Below are 12,420 nucleotides of genomic sequence, written 5' to 3'. Positions count from 1 at the left end.
CGGATACCCCGGGCGTCCCGCCGGGAATGCGGTCAGGCGGGCAGCCGGCCGCCGGAAATACGCTCGATGCCGGCCAGGTCCTGGCGGCTGTGCACGTCCTGGAATCCGGCCGCGGCCAGCAGGCCCCGCACGGCTTGTGCCTGGTCCCAGCCATGCTCCATCCACAGGGATCCCCCCCGTTTCAGGTGACGGCCGGCGCCCTGGACGATGCGGGCCAGGTCTTCCAGACCGCCCGCGCCGTCGGTCAGCGCCCCGCGCGGCTCGAAGCGCACGTCGCCCTGGTCCAGGTGCGGGTCGTCGCAGGCCACATAGGGCGGATTGGACACGATCAGGTCGAAGCCCTCGCCGGCTGGCACGGCCTCGTACCAGCTGCCTTCGACCAGGCGCACGGATGCGGCCAGGTCCCAGGCGTTGCCGGCGGCGACCGCCAGCGCGGCGGAGCTGACGTCGGACGCCATCACCCGGGCGTCGCGGCGCGCCAGCGCAATCGAAATGGCGATCGCGCCGCTTCCCGTACCCAGGTCCAGCACCGCGGGCGCGGCCAGGCCGGCCAGGCATTCCAGCGCGGTCTCCACCAGCACCTCGGTGTCCGGGCGCGGAATCAGCACGTCCGGGGTCACGCGGAAGCGGTGACCCATGAATTCGCGGTGGCCCAGCAGATAGGCCATGGGTTCCCCGGCCAGGCGCCGCTGGGCCAGGGCCTCGTAGGCCGCGGCCGTTTCAGGCAGCAAGGGGTCGGTATCGTGCGCCAGCAGCCAGGCGCGCGGCTTGGCCAGCACGTGCTCCAGCAGCATGCGCACCTCCAGGCGGGGCAGGCGCGTGTCGAGCAGCAGGCTTTTCAGCTGGGGCGGCGTCATGGCCGGGCTCAGATGTCGTCGCCCAGGGCCGCCAGCTGCTCGGCCTGGTGTTCGGAGATCAAGGCGCCGGTCAGCTCTTCCAGATCGCCTTCCATGATCTGCTGCAGCTTGTACAGCGTCAGGTTGATGCGGTGGTCGGTCACGCGGCCCTGCGGGAAGTTGTAGGTGCGGATGCGCTCGGAGCGATCGCCCGAACCGATCAGGCTCTTGCGCTCGGCGGCTTCCTTGCTCTGCCGTTCGCGGGTTTCCTTGTCCTTCAGGCGCGCGGCCAACACCTGCATGGCCTTGTCCTTGTTGCGGTGCTGGGACCGGTCATCCTGGCATTCCACCACCAGCCCCGTCGGCAAGTGGGTAATGCGCACCGCCGAATCGGTCTTGTTGATGTGCTGGCCGCCCGCGCCGCTGGCGCGGAAGGTGTCGATGCGCAGGTCGCTGGGGTTGATGACGATTTCCGACATCTCGTCCGCTTCAGCCATGATGGCCACCGTGCAGGCGGAGGTGTGGATGCGGCCCTGCGCCTCGGTGGCAGGCACGCGCTGCACGCGGTGCGCGCCGGACTCGAATTTCAGGCGGCCATAGGCGCCATCGCCGTCGATGCGTGCGATCACTTCCTTGTAGCCGCCCAGCTCGGATGCGCTTTCGGACATCAGTTCCACGCGCCAGCCGCGCTGTTCCGCGTAGCGCGTATACATGCGCAGCAAGTCGCCCGAGAACAGCGCGCTTTCATCGCCGCCCGTGCCGGCGCGGATTTCCAGGAACACGCTGCGCCCGTCGTTGGGGTCGCGCGGCAACAGCAGCAACTGCAATGCGCCTTCCAGTTCCTCGAGCTTGACGCGGCCGGACTTGATCTCGTCCTCGGCCATGGATTTCAGGTCCGGGTCGGACAGCATTTCTTGCGCCGCGGCCAGATCATCCTCGGTGCGGGCAAAGGCGGTGAACGCCTCAACCACGGGTTCCAGTTCAGCGCGTTCACGCGAGAGCTTGCGGAAACGGTCCATGTCGGACGCGGTTTCCGGTTCGGCGAGCAGCGCGTCGACCTCGATCAGGCGGTGACACAGGTGCTCCAGCCGGCTGCGCATGGAAGATTTCATGGGGAATGACCAAAAAGAAAAGCGGGAAAGCGGATAGCGGGCGCCCAAAAGACGAACGCCCGCCAGGAGGCGGGACGTGGGGCAGAGTCGCTAACGGCGGGAGTCGCGGCCGGGGAACAGGCGCGGCATCCAGGCAAGCAGTTGCTTGCGGTCGTCGCCTTCGCTGCGGTTCAGGGCCGCCAGCGGGCCGTGCAGGTACTTTTGAGTCAGGCCGTGGGCCAGTTGTTCCAGCACGGCTTCCGGCGATTCGCCCCGCGCCAGCAGGCGGCGGGCCCGTTCCAGCTCGGCGCTGCGCACGTCCTCGGCGGCCTGGTGCAGGTCGCGGATGACGGGCACCACTTCGCGGGACTGCATCCAGTGCATGAAGCCCTGGACGCGGGTTTCGATGATGGCTTCGGCCTGCACCACGGCCGCGCGGCGCGCGTCCGTGCCGGTCTGCACCAGCCGGCCCAGGTCGTCCACCGAATACAGATAGACGTCGTCCAGGCGGCCGACCTCGGGTTCGATGTCGCGCGGCACGGCCAGGTCGATCATGACCATGGGGCGGTGGCGGCGCAGGCGCGTGGCCCGTTCCACCATCCCCAAACCGAGGATGGGCAGGGAGCTTGCCGTACAGGAAACGATGACGTCGAACTCGGACAGACGGTCGGTCAGGTCCGACAGCTTCATGGTGCTGGCCGCAAAGCGGTTGGCCAGGACCTCGGCGCGTTCGGCCGTGCGGTTGGCCACCACCATGCTGCGCGGACGCTGCGCGGCGAAGTGCGTGGCGCACAATTCGATCATTTCGCCCGCGCCGATGAACAGCGTGCGGGCCTGGTCCAGATTGCCGAACACGCGCTCGGCCAGGCGCACCGCGGCGGCGGCCATGGACACCGACTGCGCGCCGATGGCGGTCTGCGACCGGACTTCCTTGGCCACCGAGAAGGTGCGCTGGAACATCTGGTGCAGCAAGGTACCCAGCGAGCCGGCTTCGCCGGCCGCGCGCACGGCGTCCTTCATCTGGCCCACGATCTGGGTTTCGCCCAGCACCATGGAATCCAGGCCGCTGGCCACGCGGAAAGCGTGACGCACGGCGTCGTCCTGATGATGACGGTATAGATGCGGGCGCAGCGTGCCGGCGTCCAGGCGGTTGTAATCAGCCAGCCAGGCGGGCAGCTGATCGGCCACGTGGCCGTCGGCGGCGCAATAGATTTCGGTGCGGTTACAGGTGGACAGGATGGCGGCTTCGCGGACCGAGCCGCCGAATGCCGAGCGCAGGCCTTCCAGCGCGGGCTTCACCAGATCGACGGGCATGGAAACACGCTCGCGGACCGAAACCGGCGCGGACGTGTGATTCAGACCGAAGGCAAGGACAGCTACCGACATGTGGGAAGGATGGCCGGGCCATCCGCGCGTAAGCGTTAAGTACTGCCACTAAGAACGAGGCGCCGCACCGGGATATTCAAACCTGGAGCAGCGTCAGACCGCTAATCATTATACCCCTGCGGGTTATCCCCAGGCCATTTCACCCCCGGGGCGCGACCCTGGGTCGCACCTTTCGTGCCGTCTGACCAACAGTCAGCCCATGATTCATGCGGCGGCCCGGCCGGGAAACGACATATCTCAGGATTTTCTCCTCCGACTGGCGCAAGCCTCAAAAATTGTGTATAGTTGCGGACTTCGTTGGCCTGGTAGCTCAGTCGGTAGAGCAGAGGATTGAAAATCCTTGTGTCGGTGGTTCGATTCCGCCCCAGGCCACCAAAAGATTCAAGCAACGAGCCCCGCTTTGGCGGGGCTTTTTGTTTTTATCGCCGATAGCGTTCCGCCTTCTGGCCCTCCGACGGCAGTCCGAATCGCTACGCCGCCCGATGCGCGCGGATGAATTCGAGCGCGTCCCGCTTGGCCACTACGTCCCCGTACTTGCTGTCGATATCGAAGAGATTGGCTTCATGCGGATCCGGATGGCGGTCCCCGACCCCCTCCCGCACCACGATCACGTTCAAGCCATACTGCACGCCATCCACCGCCGTCGCCCGCACGCAGCCGCTTGTGGAGCAGCCGAGCACGATCAGGGTGTCGACCCTGGCCGCCGTCAGCGTGCTGGCCAGGCTGGTGCCGAAAAAACTGCTGGCGTACTGCTTGTGCAGGACGATCTCGCCGGGCAAGGGTTCCACGCCGCCACAGAACTCGTTGTAGGGCGCGTGCTGGAACAGTTCAAGAATGGGGGACTTGCGATACCAGGCGCCGGCGTCGGCCAACGTGCCGGACCGGTGCGTGATCGTGGTGTGGATTACCATCATGCCGGCATCGCGCGCCGCGCGCAGGATTTCCGCGCCATGCGCCACGGCGTCCACGACGCCCGCGCCAAACATGGGCGACTCTTCACGCGTGTAGGCTTGCACGAAGTCGACGAGCAGTAGCGCCGCCTTGTCGCCAAAGCCGACTCGGTGCCCCCACACGCCCTTGTAGTTTTCCGCTGCACTGCTCATGCGAAACTCCAAAACAGAAGGATTTGGCCGCCGTCATTCCACGCGGGCGCCGGTCTGCTCGATGATTCCGGACCACGTCTTCAGGTCCGTGTCGATCAGTTCGGAGAACTGAGCGGGAGTTGCCTTCCCGGCTTCCGCGCCCTGGGCTTTCAAGCTGGCTTGAAACGACTTGTCCGCAAGTACGTCCGAAGTCTCGCGGCGCAGCGTTGCGACGACATCAGCCGGGGTTCCGGCCGGGGCGAACAGGCCATACCAGGACATGGCGGCAACGCCGGGCACGGTCTCCGCAATGGTCGGCACGTCCGGCAGCAACGACGAACGCTCGGACGACGCGACCGCGATCAGGCGCAGCTTGCCGGCATGGACGAAAGACATGACGCTGGGCCAGCTCGTGAAAGTCACCGACACCCGGCCAGACACCATGTCCGTATTGGCGGCAGAGGCCCCCTTGTAAGGGATGTGCAGCATGTCGACGCCTGCCGCCCGCTTGAACATTTCGCCGAGCAGATGATCGAGCGTGCCGTTGCCCGCGGACGCCATGTGCAGTTGGCCCGGCTTGCTTTTCGCCAATGCAATCAGCTCCTGCACGGTCTTTACCGGCAACTCCGGATTGACGATCAAGACATATGGAGCCGTCGCCACCAGGCCGATGGGCTCGAAGTCCTTCTTGGGGTCGAACGGCACGGTCTTGTAGACGAACGGGCTGATCGTGTAGCTGCTGCCCACGGTCAACAGCAGGTTGTATCCGTCCTGGCTGCCGCGCGCCGATACGCCAATGCCGATATTGCCGCCGGCGCCCGCCCGGTTCTCCACCACGAAGGCCTGATGCAGGCGCTCGCCGATTTTCTGGGCGAAGGGCCGGGCAACCGCGTCGTTGGCCCCTCCCGGTCCGTGCGGAACAATGACCGTAACGGCCTTGGCCGGATAGCCCTGGGCATGGACGGCGCCAGACTGGGTAATAGCCAGGGCAAAACTCAGCGCAAAGAAACTCAGTGTCTTTTTCATCTTTACCCATTCGTTCGAGTTGACGTGGAACTTCCATGCTGCGACTGAAACAACCAGGTTGATCGGAATTCTCGACACCGGGATCAATATCGTCCAATACGAATTAAGGAATCATCTATAGTGTTTCCAAATAAATTGGACGGAACGCCCAGCCATGGACTTGCGGCAGCTTCGGTACTTCGCGGCGATTGCAGAAGAACAGAGCTTCACGAAAGCGGCCCAGAAGCTGCACATTTCGCAACCGCCGCTCAGCCAGCAACTCAGCAACCTCGAAGACGACCTCGGCGTGCGTCTTTTCATACGCACCAGCAGAAGCGTCCAACTCAGTGAAGCGGGCAGCGTGCTGCTGCCCCATGTCCACGCCGTGCTGGATCGCCTGGACGAAGCCAGGCTTCAGGTACAACGCGTGGCGCAGGGCCTGGAAGGGTGCGTGACGCTGGGCCTGACCGGGTCGCACTTCCTGGGCACGTTGCCGCAGTTCATACGCGAGTTCCGACAGGAGCGGCCGCGGGTGGACGTGTCCTTAAAGGAAATGCCGCCGGCCGATCAGCTGACAGGGCTGCAGGACAGGCGCCTGGACCTGTGCCTCTCGCGCGGCATCCCTGCAGATCCAGCGTTCTCCGCCGAGCTGCTGTGGCACGATTCGTCGGTCGTGGTGCTGCCCCCCGGCCACCCGCTGTCGCATCGCAAGCGGCTGCGCCTGCACGAATTGAAGAACGAGGATTTCGTCTTCTTCCGCCTTGGATCGTCCATCTTTGCCGACTCGGTGTACCAAGCCTGCCTGTTTTCGCGCTTCGAGCCGAAGATCGTCCAACAGGTGGTGGAAGTGCCCGCCGTGGTCAATCTGGTGGCGGCAGGGCTTGGCGTCTCCATCGTTCCCGAATCGATTGCGCGCCTGCGAGCCGATGCCGTTGCGATCTGCGAACTAGGCCATGAAAAAGATATGCCGCAGATTTCATCCAGCGTCTATTTGATGCGCCGGTCCGACGAGGACCGCCAGGTCGTGCTGGGATTCGCCGCCGCGCTCAGCCTATGGGCCAGGGATTCCATGCCCGCGCCTCTTTCCCTGGCACGCCTTCCGCGATATCGTAAGACGCCCTCTCCGTAGCCCGCCGCATCCATCCACCGGAGCCGCGACATGCGCGCCCAAGCAACAGCAAGAGCAAAAGCGCTTTTCGGTCTGATTGCACTGCTGGCCAGCCTGCTCGGTTCCCCCTACGCGCAGGGCGCCGCGCCGGCGCCGACCTCCCCCGCCCCGGCTTCCACGCAAGCCCACGCGATCCTGGTGGCAGAGATCCCGCTGCGCGCGGACACCGACCACCGCTATGCCGAAAGCGTCATGGAGCGCATCACGGGGGCCGACCCCACCGACTCGCTGGCGCCGCGCCTGGAATCGATTTCCCGGTCCGTGGACGAAAAGCTCCAGCAATTCCTGCCGGCCCAATTGCGCACCCTGCCGATCATGCGGCTGGAAAGCCTGGAGCGGCACTGGATGTTCGATGCGAGACGTTTCGCCGACTGGCAGGAGGACATGCGCCAGGCGACCGCCGCCTACGCCAGCGATGCCGCCGAGCTGGCGCGCCGCCGCGAAGCCTGGCAGGCGCTCAAGGGAGCCCCCGGCGCCGCCGATCTGCCGCCGGCCCTGACCGCGCGGATGGACTCGGTCATCGCGCAATTGGCTCGGGCCGAACAGGCGTTATCGGTGCCGCTGGGCCGCCAGATTGCGCTGGGCCAACGCGCCAACTCCGTCGAAGAGCGCATCCAGGCCGGACAGCGCTCGGTGGCCGACGCCATCCGTTACATCGATGCCCGCCTGCTCGAACTGGACGGACCGCCGCTGTGGGCCGCCACCTTCACGCCCACCGCCCGCAGCGATGCAAAGGCCTACCTGCGCAGCGGCCTGGACATGGAATTGCGCTTCGCCCGCCAGTACGCGGCGGCCGATACCGGCAACCAGCTCGCCCTGCACGTGCTGCAAGTGGTGCTGCTACCCCTGTTGCTATGGCTGGCCTGGCACAGCCGCCACGCGATCCGGGCCGGCGAAATGAGCGAGACGGCCGCGCGGGTGCTTGGGCGCCCGCTGTCAGCCTGGCTGCTGCTGGCCATGATGGGCGTGCAGCTGCTGGAGTCGGACGCGCCGCTGATCGTGCTGCAGATCGCCCTGCTGCTGGCGGTCGTCCCGGTACTGCGCCTGCTGCCGCCAACCGCGCGCGAGCAGTTGGACCTGTGGCCCTATGCCATCACCGGCCTGTATCTGGCCGAGCGGCTGGGCATTTTCTTCCTGGCCAGCGAAACGCTGTACCGGCTGCACAACCTCGTCATCACCCTGCTGGCCCTGGCCACGGCGCTGTGGCTGCATGCCCGGGCCAAGCGCCGCGGCAGCGCTGCTCAGGCTCCCGGCCGGCTGCACCGGGCCGTGCGCATCGGCGCCTGGGCCGCGGTGGCGCTGCTGGCCATTGCCGGCGTCGCCAACCTGATCGGCAACCTGTCGATGGCCGAGATGCTGACCAGCGCCGTCATCAGCAGCGGCTATTTCGGGCTGATGCTCTACGCCGGGGTCACCATCATCGTCACCCTGCTGCAACTGATGCTGGCGCGGCCCGGCGTGTCGCGCTTTCGCATCGCGCGCGAGCATGCTCCTCCGCTGGTGCAATTGTTGATCCGCCTGGTGATGGCCAGCGCGGTCGCGGGGTGGGCCATCTACACGATGGACCGTTTCCGCATCCTGCGCGCGACCTACGCCTTCACCACGAAGGTGCTTTCGTACACGCTGGCGCTCGGCGACATCACCATCAGCCTGGGCAACATCCTGGTGTTCGCGATCTCGGTGCTGATCGCGTTCTGGGCCGCGCGCGCGATCCGCCTGGTGCTGCACGACGAAGTGCTGGCGCGCATGCCGCTGCCGCGCGGCGTGGGCAACAGCATCGCCTCGCTGACCTACTACTCGGTGCTGCTGCTGGGACTGGCAGTGGCGCTGTCGGCCGCCGGAGTCAGGACCAGCCAATTGGCCCTGGTGCTGGGCGCCCTGGGCGTGGGCATCGGCTTCGGCCTGCAGAACGTGGTCAACAACTTCGTGTCGGGCCTGATCCTGATGTTCGAGCGCCCCATCCAGCCCGGCGATGTGGTGGAAATCGGCGAAACCTCCGGTCAGGTACGCGAGATCGGGATGCGCGCGACCCGCATCAGGACTTTCGAAGGCGCCGACGTGGTGGTCCCCAACGGCACCCTGCTGTCGGAAAAACTGACCAACTGGACCATGCTGGACCGCAATCGCCGCATCGAGATCAACGTGGGCCTGGCCTACGGCACGGACCCGGCGCAGGCCATCGAACTGCTGGGCTCGGTGGCGCGCGGCACCCTGGGGGTCTCCACCCAGCCGGCTCCGATCGCGCTCTTCATGGGATTTGGCGCCAGCACGCTGGATTTCAGCATCCGCGCCTGGACGCCGGATTTCGATCAGTGGATGTCCATCCGCAGCGACATGCTGTCGCGGATGTACGAGGCGCTGACGCAGGCCGGCATCGAGATCCCCTATCCGCAGACCGACCTGCACCTGCGCAGCATTTCCCCGGAAGCCGGCGCCGTCCTCGCGCAAGCCCGCCGCGCGGCGCCCGATGGCGGGCCGCCGCCCACATGACGCGGATATTGTGTATAGTGGCGGACTTTCGCGTTGGCCTGGTAGCTCAGTCGGTAGAGCAGAGGATTGAAAATCCTTGTGTCGGTGGTTCGATTCCGCCCCAGGCCACCAATGAATTCAAGCACTTGGCCCCGCCTTTGGCGGGGCTTTTTGCTTTGGAGCGCGGTGGCGCCTGTCGGATAGCATAATCATGCCGTGCCCCCCCTGACTTCCCCTCCACGCGATGAAGCCTGATTCTTCTTCCCCCTCTTCCTCCGTCGGCATGGGCCGCGCGGCGATCGTGCTGTGTCGCGCGCTCTGGCACTATGCCGACGGCGCGCGGCGGCAGCTGATGGGCGCCATCGCGCTGCTGTCGGGCGCGCAACTGGTCAAGCTGACCCTGCCCTGGCTGGCCTCGCACGCCATCAATGCCTTGCAGCAGAACGACATGCCCACCGCCGGCTTGTGGATCCTGTTCCTGGTTGGCAGCTACATGATGTCCTGGGTATTCCACGGCCCCGGACGCGTCCTCGAAGGCAATGTGGGCGTGCATGTCCGCGAACGGCAGGCCGACGATCTTTATGCCCGCATCGCTGCCGCCCCGTTGACCTGGCGCGACGGCAGGCATTCCGGCGACCTGCAGCATCGCGTATTGCAATCCAGCCGCGCACTGGCCGCTTTTGCCCGCAGCATGTACGGCTACCTGCACAGCGCCTTGAACTTCATCGGCCCGCTGGTGGCGCTGACCTTGCTGTCCCACGTCAGCGGCATCATCGCCGTAAGCGGTTACCTGATCATCGCCCTGGTCACCTTGCGCTTCGACCTCGCGCTGATGCGGCTGGCCCGCGACGAAAACGACCAGGAACGCCGCTACGTCGCGGCGCTGCTCGATTTCGTCAGCAACGCCGGCACCGTGATCGGCCTGCGGCTGCAAGCCGCCTCGCGCAAGATCCTGGGCCGCCGCCTGCAGGCGGTCATGAAGCCCTTGCGCCGCGCCCTGTGGATCAACGAAGTGAAATGGTGCGTGGTGGACCTGGCGGGCATGTGCCTCACCTGGATCCTCGTCGTGGAGTACGTGCTGCGGCACCGCGAGCCCGGGCAGGCGCTATTGCTAGGCACCATCTTCATGATCTACCAATATGCCCAGCAGGCCGCGTCCGTGGTCAGCGCCATCGCCTCCAACTTCCAGAGCTTCGCGCGCATGCACACCGACTACAGCAGCGCCGAACCCATCTGGCAGGCCCCGGGCAACCCCAATGCCGCCGTCCCCGCGGTCCAAGCCGACGCGCCTTGGCAGACCCTGGAGTTGCGCGGCGCCACCTGGCGCTATTCGGACGAAGGACGCGGCGGCCTGCATGGCGTCGACCTGGTGCTGCGGCGCGGCTCGCGCGTCGCGCTGATCGGCGCCAGCGGCGGCGGCAAGAGCACGCTGCTGCGCACCCTTGCCGGACTCTATCCGCCGCAACACGGCGAACTGCTGCGCGACGGCAAGCCGGTGGACTGGGCAGAACTGCGCACGCTGGCCACGCTGATTCCGCAGGAAGCCGAAGTCTTCGAAGCCAGCGTGCAGGAAAACCTCACCTTCGGCGAACCCGCCGACGCGGCCGCGCTGCAAGCCGCCGTGCATACCGGCGTGTTCGACGAAGTGCTGCAACGCATGCCCGAGGGTCTCGCCAGTCCGATGAATGAACGGGGCAGCAACCTGTCCGGCGGGCAACGCCAACGCCTGGCCCTGTCGCGCGGGGCGCTGGCCGCGCAGGGCAGCTCCTTGCTGCTGCTGGACGAGCCCACCAGCGCGCTCGACCCGCAAGCCGAAGGCCGGGTGTTCGACCGCATGTACGCCGCGTTTCCGACCGCTTGCATCGTGGCCTCGGTGCACCGGCCCAGCCTGCTCAGCCGTTTCGATACCATCGTGGTGATGGAAGCCGGACGCGTGGTGGATGCGGGCCCCCGCGACGAAGTGCTGGCCCGGCATCAGCCTTGATGAACTCCCTCTGCCGACCAGGCGTCTACACTCAGCATCCATGACACAGCCGCCCGCCACCCCAACTGCACAGCGCCAGCCCAGTCGACGGCTCGCGAATCTGCTCTTCTATGTCTGCCTGGCGATCAGCCTGACGTTCGTCTACCTGGGCTCGCAAATGATCCGGGACGGCGCCGATGCAGGCATTCCCGTCACGCTGTTCTTCGGCGTCTGCGCCGCGACTGCCGTCCTGCAGATCTGGCCGCAACTGCTGCAGCGCGACTCGCGCTCGGCCGCAACACTGCTGGCGCGGTACCCAGGCCCCCTGGAACTCAAGGCCGCGAAAGGCAAGCTGCTGGCGTTCTCGCTGCTGTCCGCGGGCTTCGGTGGCGTGATCCTGTGGATGCTGCTGCAGGAATCGCTGCCGCCTCTCAAGCAATTGATCCTCTGGCCGGGCGCCGCATTCTTTCTGCTCGGCGCGGTCATGCTGCTGGTGCGCGCCGCCAAGGACGACATCGGCCTGCGCCTGGGGCGCGACGGCTTTCAAGCGCGACAGGTGTGGAACGGCAGGACAATACGCTGGCAAGACACCAGCGAGTTCAACGTGATCAGAGCCAGCCGCGCGGTGCCCAAGCTGATTGTCTTCGACGATGCTGCGGTCGAACGCAGCGGCACTGCCGGGCTCAACAAGCATTTCGTCGGCCGCAATTCCAGCCTGGGTGAAACTTACGGGCTGACCCACGAAGCTTTGGCCGACCTGCTCAATGCTTGGCGCAAGCGCGCGCTGGAGCAGGATGCGATTTTTACGCGATGGCCTGATAACCAATGACCGCCACATCGTGTCGGATGTACGCCCGCCTGCCCCGCAACATTACAAAAAAGTAATCCGCGCGTAACCTCCTCGCCCCGGTCAGCACTCCAAACTGGAGTTAATGCACTTCCAGACCACAGAAAGGAGCTGACCATGAAGACCCTGACCACCTTGTTCAGCGCGTGCGCGTTGAGCCTGGGATTGCTCGGCGCGGCCCACGCTCAGGCGGGGAACGGCGACCATGCCACGCATCATCCCGCGTCGCCTGCGGCGGGCGAATCGGCCACGAAGCCGCAAATGGCGCCGGACGCCGGCATGATGAAGAACATGGAGGCGCACATGCAGGCCATGAACGGCATGCACCAGAAAATGGCCGCCGCCCAGACGCCCGAAGAGCGCCAGGCCTTGATGGCCGCCCACATGAAGTCCATGCCCGCCAATGGCGCCGACATGCAAGGTTGCCGCCAGATGATGGGATCGATGATGAACCCGGCGGGTGATGCACCCTCGGCGGCGGAACCCGCGACTTCCCCGGCGGCCAAGGGCTGATCGCCATGGGCCATCGCTGCGGCCGGCTCCGCGGCGATACCACTGCGGCCAGCGGTTGCG

10 protein-coding genes and 2 tRNA genes are annotated in these 12,420 nt (G+C 66.1%); 7 read left to right on the top strand and 5 right to left on the bottom strand.

The features are described 5' to 3' along the window. Positions 1–32: 32 nt before the first annotated feature. From prmC to hemA, 3 genes are all read right to left on the bottom strand, one after another. On the bottom strand, positions 33–857 hold the full coding sequence (gene prmC / locus HV793_RS10105) for a peptide chain release factor N(5)-glutamine methyltransferase (RefSeq protein WP_054457627.1): 825 nt from the start codon (positions 855–857) through the stop codon (positions 33–35). A gap of 8 nt (positions 858–865) precedes the next feature. Beyond that, the gene (prfA, locus tag HV793_RS10100; protein WP_054457628.1) at positions 866–1,948 is read right to left on the bottom strand and encodes a peptide chain release factor 1; all 1,083 of its coding nucleotides are present in this window, start codon (positions 1,946–1,948) and stop codon (positions 866–868) included. Between the two features lie 90 nt (positions 1,949–2,038). Beyond that, positions 2,039–3,313 carry a glutamyl-tRNA reductase gene (gene hemA / locus HV793_RS10095; protein WP_042796220.1) on the bottom strand — a complete coding sequence of 425 codons (1,275 nt, stop codon included), beginning with the start codon at positions 3,311–3,313 and terminating at the stop codon, positions 2,039–2,041. Between the two features lie 299 nt (positions 3,314–3,612). Between hemA and HV793_RS10090 the strand changes: the two genes are divergently transcribed. Next, positions 3,613–3,688, top strand: a tRNA-Phe gene (locus tag HV793_RS10090). 95 nt (positions 3,689–3,783) lie between these two features. Here HV793_RS10090 and HV793_RS10085 read toward each other — a convergent pair. Next, positions 3,784–4,416 (bottom strand): isochorismatase family protein, encoded by a 633-nt coding sequence (locus tag HV793_RS10085; RefSeq protein ID WP_175213079.1) that lies wholly within the window; start codon positions 4,414–4,416, stop codon positions 3,784–3,786. Positions 4,417–4,449: 33 nt separating this feature from the next. Continuing rightward, complete coding sequence (locus HV793_RS10080) at positions 4,450–5,421, bottom strand: Bug family tripartite tricarboxylate transporter substrate binding protein (protein ID WP_244958613.1); 972 nt, start codon at positions 5,419–5,421, stop codon at positions 4,450–4,452. Between the two features lie 154 nt (positions 5,422–5,575). On the opposite strand from HV793_RS10080, the gene HV793_RS10075 reads away from it, so the two are divergent. From HV793_RS10075 to HV793_RS10050, 6 genes are all read left to right on the top strand, one after another. Further along, positions 5,576–6,529: a LysR substrate-binding domain-containing protein gene (locus HV793_RS10075; RefSeq protein WP_125470468.1), complete on the top strand. Its 954-nt coding sequence runs from the start codon at positions 5,576–5,578 to the stop codon at positions 6,527–6,529. A 30-nt stretch (positions 6,530–6,559) separates the two neighbouring features. Beyond that, entirely contained in the window at positions 6,560–9,058 is a 2,499-nt protein-coding gene (locus HV793_RS10070) for a mechanosensitive ion channel family protein (RefSeq protein WP_119450263.1), read from the top strand. A gap of 35 nt (positions 9,059–9,093) precedes the next feature. Further along, a tRNA-Phe gene (locus tag HV793_RS10065) sits at positions 9,094–9,169 on the top strand. Positions 9,170–9,281: 112 nt separating this feature from the next. After that, positions 9,282–11,021 carry an ATP-binding cassette domain-containing protein gene (locus HV793_RS10060; RefSeq protein ID WP_225591442.1) on the top strand — a complete coding sequence of 580 codons (1,740 nt, stop codon included), beginning with the start codon at positions 9,282–9,284 and terminating at the stop codon, positions 11,019–11,021. Positions 11,022–11,061: 40 nt separating this feature from the next. Beyond that, entirely contained in the window at positions 11,062–11,829 is a 768-nt protein-coding gene (locus HV793_RS10055; protein WP_125470470.1) for a hypothetical protein, read from the top strand. 135 nt (positions 11,830–11,964) lie between these two features. Further along, positions 11,965–12,360 (top strand): hypothetical protein, encoded by a 396-nt coding sequence (locus HV793_RS10050; protein ID WP_175182012.1) that lies wholly within the window; start codon positions 11,965–11,967, stop codon positions 12,358–12,360. Positions 12,361–12,420: the final 60 nt, after the last annotated feature.

Source organism: Achromobacter aegrifaciens (assembly GCF_902859965.1).
GTDB lineage: Bacteria > Pseudomonadota > Gammaproteobacteria > Burkholderiales > Burkholderiaceae_B > Achromobacter > Achromobacter aegrifaciens.
The sequence above is the reverse complement of the archived record's forward strand: the minus strand, read 5'-3'. Positions and strand labels throughout refer to the sequence as shown.